Source organism: uncultured Sulfitobacter sp., assembly GCF_964021855.1.
Classification (GTDB): Bacteria; Pseudomonadota; Alphaproteobacteria; order Rhodobacterales; family Rhodobacteraceae; genus Sulfitobacter.
Genome location: NZ_CAXHZD010000002.1, coordinates 167924 through 180938, shown reverse-complemented (window position 1 = coordinate 180938; position 13015 = coordinate 167924). Strand labels below are relative to the sequence as shown.

Here is a 13015-nt window from a genome sequence, read left to right as displayed (position 1 = left end):
CCTGCGAGGCGTTCTATTCAAGGTGGGTTTCACCCACCCTACGGCGTGTTGGTAGGGTGGGTGAAACCCACCGTAACCTCAGCCTTTTTCTTCGAGGATCTCTACCATGTGAGAGATCTTGCGGATCATGCCGCGGACGGAAGGTGTGTCTTCCAGCTCGCGTACACGGTGCATTTTATTCAGACCCAGACCGATCAACGTAGCGCGCTGGTCGGCGGGGCGGCGGATTGGCGAACCAATCTGCTTGATTACAATAGTCTTGGCCATGCTTATGCCTCCTCAGCCACTTGTGCGGACGATTCAACATTGTCCTCACGCTTGGGCAGAATGTCCGCAACCTTCTTGCCGCGACGCTGTGCGACCGAACGAGGGGAGGATTCTTTTTTCAGACCGTCCATAGTGGCGCGGATCATGTTGTATGGGTTTTGCGAACCGATGGACTTGGACACAACGTCCTTGATGCCCAGCATTTCGAAAACGGCACGCATCGGACCACCGGCGATGATACCGGTACCTTCTGGTGCTGTACGCATAACCACTTTACCGGCACCGTGACGGCCTTCCATGTCGTGGTGCAGTGTACGGCCTTCACGCAGCTGAACGCGGATCATTTGGCGCTTAGCTTGCTCTGTGGCTTTGCGAATGGCTTCAGGAACCTCTTTCGCTTTACCTTTACCAAAGCCTACGCGGCCTTTTTGGTCACCAACAACGACAAGTGCGGCGAAGCCAAAACGCTTACCACCCTTAACGGTCTTGGAAACACGGTTGATCGCCACTAGGCGGTCGGCGAATTCTGGGGTCTCGTCGCGTTGGTTGCGGCGATTGCCACCCCGGTTGTCATCTCTTGCCATGCGGCATCATCCTTTTGGTACGGCGCAAGCGCCTTTCTTGGTCAATCCTAGTGGGCCCGACAGGCCCCCGGATCATCGAGGCGGCACATCGCGTGCCGCCTACGCTGTCTTAGATTTTCAGACCGCCTTCGCGGGCTGCATCGGCCAAAGCTTTTACTTTGCCGTGGAACAGGAAACCGCCACGGTCAAAATATGCTTCGGTCACACCGGCCTTTTTAGCACGCTCGGCAATTGCCGAACCTACTTTGGTCGCTGCGTCGATGTTGTTCTTGCCAACAACACCCAAATCTTTTTCGAGCGAGGACGCGGAAGCCAATGTGACCCCTTTGACATCGTCGATCAGCTGGGCGCTGATGTTTTTGTTCGAGCGGTGAACGGAAAGGCGAAGACGCCCTGCGTTGACCCGACGAAGCTTGTTCCGAACGCGCAGGCGGCGTTTCAGAAACAGTTGTCTTTTGCTGTTTGCCATCTGAGCTATCCTTACTTCTTCTTGCCTTCTTTGCGGAAGACGAACTCACCTTTATAGCGGATACCTTTGCCTTTATAGGGCTCTGGTTTGCGCCATTGGCGGATGTTCGCGGCGACTTGACCAACTAGCTGTTCGTCAATGCCTTCTACCACAATCTCGGTCTGTTTCGGTACCGTGACGGTCACACCGGCTGGCGGTGTGTAGTCAACGTCGTGCGACAGGCCCAGGTTCAGTTTCAGCGAGTTGCCAGTCATGGCAGCACGATAACCAACACCTTGGATCTCAAGCTCTTTCTTGAAACCTTCGGTGACACCTGTGACCAAGTTGCCAACCATAGTGCGGCTCATGCCCCACTGCTGGCGTGCACGCTTGGACTTGCCACGTGGTGTAATGGTTACCACGTTGTCTTCGACACTCATTGTAACGTCGTCAGTTGCTTTAAAGGTACGTGTACCTTTTGGGCCTTTGACTTCGATGGTCTGACCGCTGACCGATGCAGAAACACCGCTGGGCAGGTCGACCGGTTTTTTACCAATACGAGACATTTTGTTCTCCTTAGAATACGGTGCAGAGCACTTCGCCGCCAACGTTGGCGTGCCGTGCATTCTGATCCGACATCACACCCTTGGGGGTGGAGACAATCGACACACCGAGGCCCTGACGGACAACGGGAATGTCATTGACGCCCATGTAGACGCGACGACCGGGTTTGGAAACCCGCTTCAATTCGCGAATAACAGGTTCGCCCTCGTAATACTTGAGGCTGATTTCGATGGCGGGGTGGCCATCGGCGCCCGTCGTCTTTTCATAGCCGCGGATGTAACCTTCGTCGGCCAGTACGTCCAATACCCATGCACGCAGCTTGGAAGCTGGGGTCATGACAGTGGATTTACCGCGCAACGAGGAGTTACGGATGCGTGTCAGCATATCTGCGATAGGATCGTTCATGTGATGCGCTCCTTACCAGCTCGACTTGACCATGCCGGGGATTTGGCCGCTTGAGCCAAGATCCCGCAACGCGATCCGCGAAATTTTCAGTTTACGATAATAAGCGTGCGGACGGCCTGTCAGCTGGCAGCGGTTGTGCAGACGCACAGCGCTGGAGTTGCGAGGCAGTTTCGCCAGCGCCAAGGAAGCGCGAAAACGCTCTTCCATGGGCTTCTCTTGATCGCTTACGATCTCTTTCAAGGCAGCGCGCTTTACAGCGTACTTCTTGACCAGTGCTTCACGCTTCTTTTCGCGTGCGATCATGGATTTCTTAGCCATATCTAAATCCTCCCCGCGCTTATGAGTTGAAGGGCATGTTGAACGCTTTCAACAGTGCCTTCGCTTCAGCGTCGGTTTTCGCCGTGGTGGCGATCACGATGTCCATTCCCCAAGTCTCATCAACTTTATCAAAGTCGATTTCAGGGAATACGATGTGCTCTTTCAAGCCCATGGCGTAGTTGCCACGGCCGTCAAAGCTTTTGCCGTTGATGCCGCGGAAGTCGCGGATACGTGGCATTGCGATCGTGATCAGACGATCCAGGAATTCATACATCCGCTCGCCGCGCAGGGTAACTTTCGCACCCAAAGGCATGTCTTCACGAACGCGGAAACCAGCGATGGATTTCTTGGCAATGGTTGTCAGCGCTTTTTGGCCTGCAATCGTTGTCAGATCTTCCTGAGCGGATTTTGCTTTCTTGCTGTCACGGACAGCTTCAGCGCCACAGCCGATGTTCAGAACGATTTTGTCCAAGCGAGGGACCATCATGTCGTTCTTGTAACCGAACTCTTCCTTAAGAGCGGCACGGATTGTGTCGTTGTAAACGCCCTTGAGGCGGGGTGTATATGTTGCAGTATCAAGCATCGATTACGTCCCCCGTGGTTTTTGCAAAGCGCACTTTCTTGTCGCCTTCGATCTTAAAGCCAACGCGGGTTGCCTTGCCGTTGGCATCAACCAGCGACAGGTTGCTCAGATCGATTGGCATCGCTTTGGGAATACGACCACCTTGCGACGTCTGGGACTGACGCGTGGCGCGGATTGCCATGTTGATACCGTCTACGATTGCTTTGTTGGCCTTTGGGTCAACAGACGAGATGGAACCCGTCTTACCCTTGTCTTTGCCAGCAAGCACGATGACCTTGTCACCTTTGCGAAGTTTAGCAGCCATTACAGCACCTCCGGCGCAAGCGAGATAATCTTCATGAAGTTTTTGGCGCGCAATTCGCGAACAACTGGTCCGAAGATACGTGTACCTACGGGCTCGTTCGAGTTGTTCAGGATAACTGCTGCGTTGCGATCGAAACGGATGGCTGTGCCATCGTCACGACGAACTTCTTTGGCAGTGCGAACGACGACGGCTTTACGCACGTCACCCTTTTTCACACGACCGCGAGGGATGGCTTCCTTGACCGACACGACAATAACGTCGCCGACGGATGCGTATTTACGCTTGGAACCACCCAATACCTTGATGCACTGAACACGGCGAGCGCCGCTGTTGTCAGCAACATCCAGGTTGGTCTGCATCTGGATCATTTGGTTTCTCCCGACCTTCTGGGGGGCGATGCGTGCCCGTTCCCCAGGGTTTCGATTAAATTGGTCTGCCCAAAACGGGCATCTCGTCCGTGCGTTTGGCCCCTGCGCCCCTCAGAGTCAAGGGAAACAAGGGTGCCGCGCCCGAACGAGCAGTTCTTTAGGCCTCAGCGGCTTCCAGAACTTCCCAACGTTTGGTTTTCGACTTTGGTGCACATTCGATGATGCGAACGCTGTCGCCCACTTTGAATGTGTTGTTCTCATCGTGAGCCCGGTATTTCTTGGACTTACGGATTGTCTTTTTCAGAACCGGGTGGGTAAAGCGACGCTCGACCGATACAGTTACTGTTTGTGCGTTGGCATCGCTTGTCACGGTGCCTGTCAGGATACGTTTGGGCATACTCTCAGGCTCCTATTATTCAGCAGATGCCGCGGTTGCGGCTTTCTGGTTGAGAACGGTTTTAACACGTGCGACGTCACGCTTTACGGTCTTCAAACGTGCAGGGTTTTCCAGCTGGCCAGTGGCTTGCTGAAAACGCAGGTTGAAAGCTTCTTTTTTCAGGTTAACAAGTTCATCCCGAAGCTGGTCGGGTGTCTTGTCGTGCAGTTCCTTGGCGTTCATCGCCTGTTCCTTTCGACATCACCAGTAGGCCCCTTATGGGTGACCATGATTCTGGTGGAGTTCATGTGAAAGGTTCCTCTATAGCCGTTATACGCAGTTGGCAAGCAACCTTTGCGTAAAACCGTATCGCCACCCTGCCCTACCTGCTGTAGAAGGTCCCTCATGTCACAAATAGATTCCCTTTTCGTCACCCGCCTGTACCGCGCCCCCTTGTCCGAGCATGGCAAACCAGTGGACCCGTCCGAGCTGGAGGCCGCATGCCTGAGCATTGCGGAGGATGACGAGGCCGGCCAGGAATGGTGCGATCAAAACGATTTTCCCGGATACACCAGCTATGCGTCCCTGACCGACCTGCCGTGGCGGTTCCCGATCTTTAAGACGGTGAAAAAGGCGTTGGATAAACATGTCAAAGCATTCGCCAAGGATCTGGCGTTTGATCTGGACGGTCGGAAGTTGAAGCTGGAAGACATCTGGATCAACATCCTGCCCGAAGGCGGCATTCACACGGCGCATATCCACCCGCATTCGGTGATATCCGGCACCACCTATGTGGCAATGCCCGAAGGCACGAGCGCGCTAAAGCTTGAAGACCCGCGCCTGCCGATGATGATGGCAGCCCCCGGTCGTCTGAAAGACGCCCCACAGGAACTGCGCCAGTTCGTTTATGCCAAGCCGGTCGTCGGTGATGTGCTGCTATGGGAAAGCTGGCTGCGCCACGAGGTGCCGATGAACATGGCAGAAGAAGACCGCATCTCGGTCTCGTTCAACTACGCCTGGGCGTGACGTCGGAATAATAATACCTTGGTTGCGGTGAAATGACAGAGCGGTGGGTTTCACCCACCCTACCGTTTCTTGCGCGCCTCTTCCTGCTCCTTGACCGCGGCTTTCTCTTCCTTGGTCAGCTTATTGCCCCATTGATTGTTGGACAGACCCAGATCATCCGGCATCGGCTTGGTCTTGCCCTTTTTGATGGTGCCGCCTTTGTTGAGGAACTCTTTGATGAGGTCTTCGTCAGTGGTGGGCTTGGGGACTTGCTTCATGGGAGTGACCTTTGTGTGGGTGGTCGTCTTTGCGTCACCTTAGACCCAGAGGGACAGGTTGGCCAGCATGGCATGCGTGGGTTTCACCCACCCTACGTAGGGTGGGTGAAACCCACGCATGCCGGCTACTCAGACGCAAAAAGCCCCCGCTGATCACTCAGCGGGGGCTTCTAAATTGATACGGTATCAATAGGTTCCACCAACCCCAAGTAGGGTGGGTGAAACCCACACGATTACCAGTCCTCGCGGACCACAACGCGTGTTTTGATCGGCAGCTTCATCGCAGCAAGGCGCAGGGCCTCGTGAGCGATGTCTTCGTTAACGCCATCGATTTCAAACATCACGCGGCCAGGCTTGACGCGGCATGCCCAGTAATCAACGGAACCTTTACCTTTACCCATACGGACTTCGGTAGGCTTCGACGTAACTGGCAGATCCGGGAAAATCCGGATCCAGACACGGCCTTGACGCTTCATGTGACGCGTCATGGCACGACGTGCAGCTTCGATCTGACGCGCTGTTACACGCTCAGGCTCCAGAGCCTTCAGGCCAAAGGTACCAAAGTTCAGGTCAGACCCGCCCTTTGCAAGACCTTTGATTTTGCCTTTGTGCTGCTTGCGGAATTTCGTACGCTTTGGTTGTAGCATCTTTCATTCCCCCTTAGCGACGACCGCCGGCACCGCGAGGTGCTGGGCCGTCTTGCATTTCTTGTGCCTTGCGGTCACGCGCTGCCGGGTCATGTTCCATGATCTCGCCTTTGAAGATCCAGGTCTTGATCCCGATGATACCATAGGCAGTCATCGCTTCGACATGTGCGTAATCGATGTCAGCACGCAGAGTGTGGAGCGGCACGCGGCCTTCACGGTACCATTCGGTACGCGCGATTTCTGCACCACCCAGACGACCAGCAACGTTCACGCGGATACCAAGGGCACCCATACGCATGGCGTTCTGTACGGCACGCTTCATGGCGCGACGGAAAGAGACCCGGCGTTCCAATTGCTGTGCGATGGATTCACCAACAAGTGCGGCGTCCAGCTCTGGCTTGCGAACTTCAACGATGTTGAGGTGCAGGTCAGACTTGGTGATTTTGGCGATTTTCTGACGCAGACCTTCGATGTCTGCACCTTTTTTACCAATGATCACACCGGGACGTGCTGTGTGGATCGTAACGCGGCACTTCTTGTGTGGGCGTTCGATGATCACACGGGCGATACCGGCCTGTGCACATTCTTTCTTGATGAAGGCGCGGATGGCGAGGTCTTCCAGCAGAAGATCACCATAGTCCTTCGTGTCAGCGTACCAGCGGCTGTCCCAGGTGCGGTTGACCTGAAGACGCATACCGATCGGGTTTACTTTATTACCCATTATGCTTGCTCCTCAACTTGACGCACGACAATCGTGATTTCCGAAAACGGCTTGATGATCTTGCCGAAACGGCCACGCGCACGTGGACGACCACGCTTCATGATCAGGTTTTTGCCGACATATGCTTCGGCAACGACCAGTTCATCCACGTCAAGGTTGTGGTTGTTTTCGCCGTTCGCGATTGCGGACTGAAGACATTTCTTCACATCTGCTGCGATCCGCTTTTTCGAGAAGGTCAGGTCCGTGAGGGCCTTGTCTACCTTCTTGCCGCGGATCATTGCTGCGACGAGGTTCAGTTTCTGCGGGCTTGTGCGAAGCATGCGCAGTTTTGCACGGGCTTCGTTGTCGGCCACGCGGCGGGGATTTTTATCCTTGCTCATGGCTTATTTCCGCTTCGCTTTTTTGTCGGCTGCGTGACCATAATAGGTGCGAGTTGGCGAATATTCACCAAACTTCTGACCAATCATCTCTTCGCTGACGTTTACAGGGATGTGCTTGTGACCGTTGTACACACCGAACGTCAGGCCAACAAACTGTGGCAGGATCGTTGAACGGCGCGACCAAATTTTGATCACTTCGCTGCGACCGCTTTCGCGGGAGGCTTCGGCCTTTTTGAGGACATAAGAGTCAACAAAAGGACCTTTCCATACTGAACGAGACATCTATTAACGCCCCTTCTTCTTGGCGTGACGCGAGCGTAGGATAAGCTTGCTGGACGCTTTGTTCTTGTTGCGGGTTTTTGCACCCTTTGTGGGCTTGCCCCAAGGCGTAACAGGGTGACGACCACCCGATGTCCGGCCTTCACCACCACCATGTGGGTGATCGATCGGGTTCATAACAACACCACGCACAGATGGGCGGATGCCCTTGTGACGCATGCGGCCCGCTTTACCGTAGTTCTGGTTGGAGTTGTCAGGGTTCGATACAGCACCAACGGTGGCCATACATTCCTGACGCACCAGACGCAGTTCGCCCGAGGACAAACGGATCTGAGCATATCCACCATCACGGCCTACGAACTGAGCGTAGGTACCGGCAGCACGAGCGATCTGACCGCCCTTGCCTGGCTTCATTTCGATGTTGTGAATGATCGTACCGATAGGCATGCCCGAGAATGGCATAGCGTTACCAGGCTTGATGTCGGCCTTGGCCGAAGCAATCACCTTGTCGCCAACAGCAATACGCTGCGGTGCCAGGATGTAAGCCTGTTCGCCATCTTCGTACTGGATCAGTGCGATGAATGCGGTCCGGTTAGGGTCATATTCGATACGTGCGACAACCGCGGACATGTCCAGCTTGTTGCGCTTGAAATCGACGATGCGGTAGAGGCGCTTTGCACCACCACCCTTGCGACGCATTGTGATCCGTCCGGTGTTGTTCCGTCCGCCGTGCTTGCTAAGACCCTCTGTGAGGGCTTTAACTGGGCGACCTTTCCAAAGCTCCGAACGGTCGATCAGTACCAGCCCACGCTGGCCTGGCGTCGTCGGTTTATACGACTTTAGTGCCATGTTTTCTGTCTTCCGTTTTGCTTGTGCCCGACTTCAACAAGTTGAGGCCGAGATGGTTATAGGGCCCCGAAGGTCCCCAATTTGAATGTCTGGCAAAGAACCCCTCTGCCCGACCGGCGTAGGGTGGGTGAAACCCACCAACGCACAAAACAACACAGCCCCGGACGAATCCGGGGCGCTGCCGATGGGGTCGTTTAGGTTAGGATGGGGATAGGGTCAAGCCATCAGGCCGAACTAAGCACCACGTTGTCGAAGATTCAGCGTTTGTGCACGCCTATCTCTCAATAGACACAGCCACTGCTTGGCATTCTTAGGCGATGCAGCGACAAGAAAAACTTATGCCGCAAGTTCCTGAACCTTGGCCGACAGGCTTTGCACCGACCGATCGGATGCTTTTGGAACAATACGATATGCTGCATTTACAAAGCAAAACAACGAAAAGCCAAGCAAGCCAATGCAAAGTGCTGCCACCAGAATACGGCCGTATGCCTGATCGCCCAACCAATCAAAGGCTGACCCCAACCCTCCCGCTTCGGATGCATTCGTGCTTAGGGCCGCATAGGCGATCAGGCCACCGATGATGATGATCCCGATGCCCTGTGCTGCAAGCCCGACCCGCAGAACCGGGTTCCAATGCAGTGTAAAGTGGTTTCCTTGAAGGTGCTCTCTGTAGGATTGCGATATTGCTTTATAGAAATAGTAAAATCCGGTTGCGACTGTCACAATGCCGACAAGACCAACCGCCCACACCCCTGCCGGCGATTGTAGAATGCGATCCAGCATTTCCTTACCGCCAGACCCGGATGAGGCAGCGCCAAGCGCCGTTACCGCCAGCACGCCGATACCCGCATGAACAGCACCGGTTAAAAACATACCAAGCCGCGCCAATATCCCCTTTGCTGACGTGCCGTATGCCTCAAGATCCCATATGCTATCGACGGCCCGCCAGATAGCATAGGCAAACATTCCTGCCGCGATCAGCCCGACAATCATCGCGCCCACCATGCCATTCAGCGACTGCATAGCCGCCTTTGTGCCTTCGGCCTGCCCACCTTGCAGGATTGACCACAAAGACACCCCCGCAACGACGAGATAGGCAAGGCCCCGCCCGGCGTACCCCGCGCGCATGATGGGTATAGCCCACGCAAAATCGCTTGGGTCGACATGCTCCAGAATTTTTTGCTGCGCGGTTTTGCTCATCGGTTGTCCCCAACATTATGATCCAGCCGAATTTGCAACAGCACCCGAAATGCTATGGGGCCGAATATTCAGCAGGCATACTGAAGAACGCCGCCTCTCCCTAATTGTTCCGAAATGGGAAGTCTGCGAGCTAACGGTCAAGCGATAGGCAAGGGTAAAAGAGCACGCCTGGACCAGCGCCCCCTACTTAAAACCCACTTCGCTTTCCTCGGCGACGGACCAGCCTGCCCTAAGCAAGCCGGGAGACAGCGAAACGTTGGACACGGTCCGCTCGACCTTTGCCGCGGCGTCTTCGGTACCGCAGACCTGTGCGACGATTTCGACGATCTTATTGTCGGTGCGGCTGACGATTTGGCACAGCTCCAACGCTTCGTCGCGCAGGTGGTCGATGATGGCCGCGCGGATTTGTTTTTCGTCTTCAAGCCTGCATTCAAAAGTCAGGTCGAAATACAATCCTGCCCCCGCCGACTTCTCGGCCACCTTTTTCAGCTTTTTCACCACAGGCCGCAGGCCCAGGTTCGAGAAGACGATCAAAGACGTTAACGCCACCGCATAACCCACATGACCCGTGCCCGAGATCAGCCCAACGGCAGCAGCACACCATAAGGTCGCCGCTGTGTTGATCCCTTGGATGTTGAACCCGTCGCGAAAGATGATGCCCGCACCCAGAAAGCCGATGCCCGACACCACCTGTGCGGCGACGCGTGTGGGGTTGATGTCCTCGGGAAAGAGCGCTGCAAATGTGACATAGCCAGCCGCCCCCAGCGAGACGAGCGCGTTGGTCCGCAAGCCTGCCATCCGGCCCCGGAACTGACGCTCAGACCCGATGATGGCACCGAGCACTAGGGCCACGGCCATGTTCAGGAACGCAAAGAGAAACGCGAGGTCGATGTCAAAATAGTTGTGGCTCAATGGTTTGGTCTCCTCGGCGCTGTCCCTTAGCCATATCATCTGATCACAGCGAAGCAGAGACCCCAGCAACACATTAAGCAACATTCGCGACATTTGGCGACTGGATGGGATGGCCACGGTGCCACCCGCTTAATCCTTGATCACCCTATCGGAATAGCAAAAGGGCGCGGCCCTAAAGCCACGCCCTTTCAAAACTCTCAAACATCAGCCCCCGAAGGGACGGACCGGCTTATGCCAGTTGGATGTTTGTTGCTGATTCACGACCGTCACGGCCGGCTTCGATGTCGAAAGTGATCTTTTGATCATCGGACAGACCCGTCAGGCCTGCTTGCTCAACTGCGGAGATGTGGACGAATACGTCCTTTGCGCCACCCTCGGGTGCTACAAAACCAAAACCTTTTGTGGTGTTGAACCATTTTACTGTGCCAGTGGCCATTATCGTATTCCTTATAAATCTGCCCGCGGAATGCGGCAGGGCGGCTAGGTCATTCATAGATCGAAAGACTGAGCCGTAAGGAGCAGTGATGACGATAGTCGTAACGTTGCCCCCCTCCCATCTGCCCTTATGAGGCAGAACACAAGCTTTTAAACCGAAACGGGGAAAACAAGCGGATACGCGCCTTAAGTATCACACCCGTTGGAAATGCAGAAAGCCCCCCGCCTTGCTGCGAGGGGCTTTTGCGATTTGCGTAGGGTGGGTGCAAACCCACCGCCCGGATTACAACCCGGTGGATACGTCGATGGTGTTACCCTCTTCGAGCGTAACATATGCCTTTTTGACGTCCTTGCGGCGGCCCATTTGGCCACGGAAACGCTTGGACTTGCCTTTGGTGATGGTCGTGTTCACGGCCTTCACCTTGACGCCAAAGAGAGCTTCAACAGCTTCTTTGATCATTGGCTTGTTGCTTTCGATTGCCACTTCGAAAACGACGGCGTTGTTTTCAGACGCCATTGTTGCTTTCTCGGTGATGATCGGCTTGCGGATCACATCGTAGTGTTGGTGCTTGGTGCTCATTTCAAACGGGCCTCCAGTGCTTCAATCCCCGACTTGGTGATCACAAGAGTATCACGCTTGAGGATGTCATAGACGTTTGCACCCATCGTTGGCAGGATATCCAGACCTTCGATGTTGCGCGCGGCTTGCAAGAAGTTTTCGTTCACAGACGCGCCATCGATGATCAACGCGCGTTTCCAGCCGAGGTTCTTAACCTGCTTGGCCAGTGCTGCGGTTTTCCCATCCGATGCGGCATCGTCGATGATAACCAGGTTGCCTGTCTTTGCCTTAGAGGACAAAGCGTGGCGAAGACCCAGCTTGCGGAACTTCTTGGTCAGCTCGTGGCCGTGGCTACGAGGGGTTGGACCCTTGTAGATACCACCCGAACGGAAGATCGGTGCAGAACGTGCGCCGTGGCGTGCGCCGCCGGTGCCTTTCTGACGATAGATCTTCTTGGTCGAATAGCTGACCTCGGACCGTGTCTTGACCTTGTGCGTACCTTGCTGCGCGTTGTTACGCTGCCAGCGGACGACGCGGTGCAGGATGTCGGCACGTGGCTCAAGACCAAACAGGGCCTCGTCCAGGTCGATTGATCCAGCTGCACCACCGTCGAGTTTGATGACATCGAGTTTCATTCGTCACCTTCCTTCTTGGTCTCGTCCAAAGTTTCGCTTTGATCACCAGCTTCTTCTTTGTCCGATTCAATGGACGCTTCGGCCTCTGCCATTGCGGCAGCTTCCGTTGCGGCTTGCTCTTCGGCCAAACGCTTGGCTTCTGCTTCGGCCTCTGCAGCGGCTGCTGCGGCGGCTTCTTCAGCTGCTTTTGCGGCTTCTTCAGCGGCGGATTTCAAAGCGGCGGGCAGGATTGCGCTGTCTGGGAACGGCTTTTTCACCGCGTCCTTAACAGTCACCCAACCACCTTTGGAGCCTGGAACGGCGCCTTTGACCATGATCAGGCCACGAACGGTGTCAGTTTTGACAACTTCGAGGTTCTGAGTAGTAACACGGGCGGAACCCATGTGACCGGCCATTTTTTTGCCTTTGAAAACCTTACCGGGATCTTGACACTGACCGGTGGAACCGTGCGAACGGTGAGACACGGAAACACCGTGTGTCGCACGCAGACCGCCAAAGTTGTGGCGCTTCATCGCACCGGCAAAACCTTTACCGATGGATGTGCCTGCAACGTCAACATACTGACCTGCAAAGTAGTGATCGGCGATGATTTCTTCGCCGACATTCAACATGGCTTCGGGGTCCACGCGGAACTCCGCAACCTTACGCTTTGGTTCAACCTTTGCCGCAGCAAAGTGACCGCGCATGGCCTGCGATGTACGCTTGACCTTGGCTGTACCTGCACCAAGCTGAACAGCTGTGTAGCCGTCCTTTTCAGTGGTACGCTGTGCAACAACCTGAAGTTTGTCGAGCTGGAGAACGGTTACAGGAATCTGCTTGCCGTCTTCCATGAACAAACGGGTCATGCCCATCTTTTTTGCAATAACGCCTGAGCGCAACATAATATTACCCTCCTACG

24 protein-coding genes are annotated in these 13015 nt (G+C 55.0%); 1 reads left to right on the top strand and 23 read right to left on the bottom strand.

All coding sequences use genetic code 11. From position 1 onward, the window contains the following. Nucleotides 1–78 precede the first annotated feature (78 nt). From rpmD to rpmC, 11 genes are all read right to left on the bottom strand, one after another. The gene (gene rpmD, locus AADJ11_RS07095; protein WP_341233836.1) at nucleotides 79–267 is read right to left on the bottom strand and encodes a 50S ribosomal protein L30; all 189 of its coding nucleotides are present in this window, start codon (nucleotides 265–267) and stop codon (nucleotides 79–81) included. Nucleotides 268–269: 2 nt separating this feature from the next. Next, the gene (gene rpsE / locus AADJ11_RS07090; RefSeq protein ID WP_341233835.1) at nucleotides 270–851 is read right to left on the bottom strand and encodes a 30S ribosomal protein S5; all 582 of its coding nucleotides are present in this window, start codon (nucleotides 849–851) and stop codon (nucleotides 270–272) included. 109 nt (nucleotides 852–960) lie between these two features. Then, the gene (gene rplR / locus AADJ11_RS07085; RefSeq protein ID WP_093917649.1) at nucleotides 961–1320 is read right to left on the bottom strand and encodes a 50S ribosomal protein L18; all 360 of its coding nucleotides are present in this window, start codon (nucleotides 1318–1320) and stop codon (nucleotides 961–963) included. 11 nt (nucleotides 1321–1331) lie between these two features. Continuing rightward, a complete protein-coding gene (gene rplF / locus AADJ11_RS07080; RefSeq protein WP_093917648.1) occupies nucleotides 1332–1865 on the bottom strand; it encodes a 50S ribosomal protein L6 in 534 nt (177 codons plus the stop codon). A 10-nt stretch (nucleotides 1866–1875) separates the two neighbouring features. After that, nucleotides 1876–2268 (bottom strand): 30S ribosomal protein S8, encoded by a 393-nt coding sequence (rpsH, locus tag AADJ11_RS07075; protein ID WP_093917647.1) that lies wholly within the window; start codon nucleotides 2266–2268, stop codon nucleotides 1876–1878. A 12-nt stretch (nucleotides 2269–2280) separates the two neighbouring features. Beyond that, a complete protein-coding gene (gene rpsN / locus AADJ11_RS07070; RefSeq protein ID WP_341233834.1) occupies nucleotides 2281–2586 on the bottom strand; it encodes a 30S ribosomal protein S14 in 306 nt (101 codons plus the stop codon). Nucleotides 2587–2605: 19 nt separating this feature from the next. Next, nucleotides 2606–3169 carry a 50S ribosomal protein L5 gene (gene rplE / locus AADJ11_RS07065; RefSeq protein WP_093917645.1) on the bottom strand — a complete coding sequence of 188 codons (564 nt, stop codon included), beginning with the start codon at nucleotides 3167–3169 and terminating at the stop codon, nucleotides 2606–2608. Further along, entirely contained in the window at nucleotides 3162–3473 is a 312-nt protein-coding gene (gene rplX, locus AADJ11_RS07060) for a 50S ribosomal protein L24 (RefSeq protein WP_093731778.1), read from the bottom strand. The genes rplE and rplX overlap by 8 nt, the downstream gene beginning before the upstream one ends. Beyond that, nucleotides 3473–3841 carry a 50S ribosomal protein L14 gene (gene rplN, locus AADJ11_RS07055; RefSeq protein ID WP_093917644.1) on the bottom strand — a complete coding sequence of 123 codons (369 nt, stop codon included), beginning with the start codon at nucleotides 3839–3841 and terminating at the stop codon, nucleotides 3473–3475. Before rplN ends, rplX begins: the two co-directional genes overlap by 1 nt. A 157-nt stretch (nucleotides 3842–3998) precedes the next feature. Then, nucleotides 3999–4238 (bottom strand): 30S ribosomal protein S17, encoded by a 240-nt coding sequence (gene rpsQ, locus AADJ11_RS07050; protein WP_093917643.1) that lies wholly within the window; start codon nucleotides 4236–4238, stop codon nucleotides 3999–4001. Between the two features lie 15 nt (nucleotides 4239–4253). Then, nucleotides 4254–4460, bottom strand: a complete 207-nt coding sequence (gene rpmC / locus AADJ11_RS07045; protein WP_093917642.1) for a 50S ribosomal protein L29 — start codon at nucleotides 4458–4460, stop codon at nucleotides 4254–4256. Nucleotides 4461–4622: 162 nt separating this feature from the next. Here rpmC and AADJ11_RS07040 point away from each other — a divergent pair, with 162 nt between their 5' ends. Further along, nucleotides 4623–5243 carry a TIGR02466 family protein gene (locus AADJ11_RS07040; RefSeq protein WP_219579473.1) on the top strand — a complete coding sequence of 207 codons (621 nt, stop codon included), beginning with the start codon at nucleotides 4623–4625 and terminating at the stop codon, nucleotides 5241–5243. A 59-nt stretch (nucleotides 5244–5302) separates the two neighbouring features. Here the strand turns inward: AADJ11_RS07040 and AADJ11_RS07035 are convergent, their stop codons facing one another. The 12 genes from AADJ11_RS07035 to rplC all read right to left on the bottom strand — a co-directional run bounded on the left by AADJ11_RS07035 (nucleotide 5303) and on the right by rplC (nucleotide 12998). Further along, entirely contained in the window at nucleotides 5303–5500 is a 198-nt protein-coding gene (locus AADJ11_RS07035) for a hypothetical protein (protein WP_219579472.1), read from the bottom strand. 233 nt (nucleotides 5501–5733) lie between these two features. Beyond that, complete coding sequence (rplP, locus tag AADJ11_RS07030; protein ID WP_008226768.1) at nucleotides 5734–6147, bottom strand: 50S ribosomal protein L16; 414 nt, start codon at nucleotides 6145–6147, stop codon at nucleotides 5734–5736. A gap of 13 nt (nucleotides 6148–6160) precedes the next feature. After that, a complete protein-coding gene (rpsC, locus tag AADJ11_RS07025) occupies nucleotides 6161–6868 on the bottom strand; it encodes a 30S ribosomal protein S3 (protein WP_093917638.1) in 708 nt (235 codons plus the stop codon). After that, nucleotides 6868–7248 carry a 50S ribosomal protein L22 gene (gene rplV, locus AADJ11_RS07020; RefSeq protein WP_008228597.1) on the bottom strand — a complete coding sequence of 127 codons (381 nt, stop codon included), beginning with the start codon at nucleotides 7246–7248 and terminating at the stop codon, nucleotides 6868–6870. Before rplV ends, rpsC begins: the two co-directional genes overlap by 1 nt. 3 nt (nucleotides 7249–7251) lie before the next feature. After that, the gene (rpsS, locus tag AADJ11_RS07015; protein WP_005849833.1) at nucleotides 7252–7530 is read right to left on the bottom strand and encodes a 30S ribosomal protein S19; all 279 of its coding nucleotides are present in this window, start codon (nucleotides 7528–7530) and stop codon (nucleotides 7252–7254) included. Between the two features lie 3 nt (nucleotides 7531–7533). Further along, nucleotides 7534–8376: a 50S ribosomal protein L2 gene (gene rplB / locus AADJ11_RS07010; RefSeq protein WP_037228490.1), complete on the bottom strand. Its 843-nt coding sequence runs from the start codon at nucleotides 8374–8376 to the stop codon at nucleotides 7534–7536. 336 nt (nucleotides 8377–8712) lie between these two features. Next, the gene (locus tag AADJ11_RS07005) at nucleotides 8713–9576 is read right to left on the bottom strand and encodes a DUF1206 domain-containing protein (RefSeq protein ID WP_341233833.1); all 864 of its coding nucleotides are present in this window, start codon (nucleotides 9574–9576) and stop codon (nucleotides 8713–8715) included. A gap of 183 nt (nucleotides 9577–9759) precedes the next feature. Next, on the bottom strand, nucleotides 9760–10488 hold the full coding sequence (locus AADJ11_RS07000) for an MgtC/SapB family protein (protein ID WP_341233832.1): 729 nt from the start codon (nucleotides 10486–10488) through the stop codon (nucleotides 9760–9762). A gap of 229 nt (nucleotides 10489–10717) precedes the next feature. After that, nucleotides 10718–10924: a cold-shock protein gene (locus tag AADJ11_RS06995; RefSeq protein ID WP_341233831.1), complete on the bottom strand. Its 207-nt coding sequence runs from the start codon at nucleotides 10922–10924 to the stop codon at nucleotides 10718–10720. Nucleotides 10925–11206: 282 nt separating this feature from the next. Further along, nucleotides 11207–11503: a 50S ribosomal protein L23 gene (locus tag AADJ11_RS06990; RefSeq protein ID WP_341233830.1), complete on the bottom strand. Its 297-nt coding sequence runs from the start codon at nucleotides 11501–11503 to the stop codon at nucleotides 11207–11209. Continuing rightward, the gene (rplD, locus tag AADJ11_RS06985) at nucleotides 11500–12117 is read right to left on the bottom strand and encodes a 50S ribosomal protein L4 (protein WP_341233829.1); all 618 of its coding nucleotides are present in this window, start codon (nucleotides 12115–12117) and stop codon (nucleotides 11500–11502) included. Before rplD ends, AADJ11_RS06990 begins: the two co-directional genes overlap by 4 nt. Continuing rightward, entirely contained in the window at nucleotides 12114–12998 is an 885-nt protein-coding gene (gene rplC, locus AADJ11_RS06980) for a 50S ribosomal protein L3 (RefSeq protein ID WP_341233828.1), read from the bottom strand. The genes rplD and rplC overlap by 4 nt, the downstream gene beginning before the upstream one ends. Nucleotides 12999–13015: the final 17 nt, after the last annotated feature.

What these genes read in the sequence shown, in the direction of transcription:
- rpmD (WP_341233836.1), bottom strand. Translation starts at nt 267, where the DNA reads ATGGCCAAGACTATTGTAATCAAGCAGATTGGTTCGCCAATCCGCCGC.
- rpsE (WP_341233835.1), bottom strand. Translation starts at nt 851, where the DNA reads ATGGCAAGAGATGACAACCGGGGTGGCAATCGCCGCAACCAACGCGAC.
- rplR (WP_093917649.1), bottom strand. Translation starts at nt 1,320, where the DNA reads ATGGCAAACAGCAAAAGACAACTGTTTCTGAAACGCCGCCTGCGCGTT.
- rplF (WP_093917648.1), bottom strand. Translation starts at nt 1,865, where the DNA reads ATGTCTCGTATTGGTAAAAAACCGGTCGACCTGCCCAGCGGTGTTTCT.
- rpsH (WP_093917647.1), bottom strand. Translation starts at nt 2,268, where the DNA reads ATGAACGATCCTATCGCAGATATGCTGACACGCATCCGTAACTCCTCG.
- rpsN (WP_341233834.1), bottom strand. Translation starts at nt 2,586, where the DNA reads ATGGCTAAGAAATCCATGATCGCACGCGAAAAGAAGCGTGAAGCACTG.
- rplE (WP_093917645.1), bottom strand. Translation starts at nt 3,169, where the DNA reads ATGCTTGATACTGCAACATATACACCCCGCCTCAAGGGCGTTTACAAC.
- rplX (WP_093731778.1), bottom strand. Translation starts at nt 3,473, where the DNA reads ATGGCTGCTAAACTTCGCAAAGGTGACAAGGTCATCGTGCTTGCTGGC.
- rplN (WP_093917644.1), bottom strand. Translation starts at nt 3,841, where the DNA reads ATGATCCAGATGCAGACCAACCTGGATGTTGCTGACAACAGCGGCGCT.
- rpsQ (WP_093917643.1), bottom strand. Translation starts at nt 4,238, where the DNA reads ATGCCCAAACGTATCCTGACAGGCACCGTGACAAGCGATGCCAACGCA.
- rpmC (WP_093917642.1), bottom strand. Translation starts at nt 4,460, where the DNA reads ATGAACGCCAAGGAACTGCACGACAAGACACCCGACCAGCTTCGGGAT.
- AADJ11_RS07040 (WP_219579473.1), top strand. Translation starts at nt 4,623, where the DNA reads ATGTCACAAATAGATTCCCTTTTCGTCACCCGCCTGTACCGCGCCCCC.
- AADJ11_RS07035 (WP_219579472.1), bottom strand. Translation starts at nt 5,500, where the DNA reads ATGAAGCAAGTCCCCAAGCCCACCACTGACGAAGACCTCATCAAAGAG.
- rplP (WP_008226768.1), bottom strand. Translation starts at nt 6,147, where the DNA reads ATGCTACAACCAAAGCGTACGAAATTCCGCAAGCAGCACAAAGGCAAA.
- rpsC (WP_093917638.1), bottom strand. Translation starts at nt 6,868, where the DNA reads ATGGGTAATAAAGTAAACCCGATCGGTATGCGTCTTCAGGTCAACCGC.
- rplV (WP_008228597.1), bottom strand. Translation starts at nt 7,248, where the DNA reads ATGAGCAAGGATAAAAATCCCCGCCGCGTGGCCGACAACGAAGCCCGT.
- rpsS (WP_005849833.1), bottom strand. Translation starts at nt 7,530, where the DNA reads ATGTCTCGTTCAGTATGGAAAGGTCCTTTTGTTGACTCTTATGTCCTC.
- rplB (WP_037228490.1), bottom strand. Translation starts at nt 8,376, where the DNA reads ATGGCACTAAAGTCGTATAAACCGACGACGCCAGGCCAGCGTGGGCTG.
- AADJ11_RS07005 (WP_341233833.1), bottom strand. Translation starts at nt 9,576, where the DNA reads ATGAGCAAAACCGCGCAGCAAAAAATTCTGGAGCATGTCGACCCAAGC.
- AADJ11_RS06995 (WP_341233831.1), bottom strand. Translation starts at nt 10,924, where the DNA reads ATGGCCACTGGCACAGTAAAATGGTTCAACACCACAAAAGGTTTTGGT.
- AADJ11_RS06990 (WP_341233830.1), bottom strand. Translation starts at nt 11,503, where the DNA reads ATGAGCACCAAGCACCAACACTACGATGTGATCCGCAAGCCGATCATC.
- rplD (WP_341233829.1), bottom strand. Translation starts at nt 12,117, where the DNA reads ATGAAACTCGATGTCATCAAACTCGACGGTGGTGCAGCTGGATCAATC.
- rplC (WP_341233828.1), bottom strand. Translation starts at nt 12,998, where the DNA reads ATGTTGCGCTCAGGCGTTATTGCAAAAAAGATGGGCATGACCCGTTTG.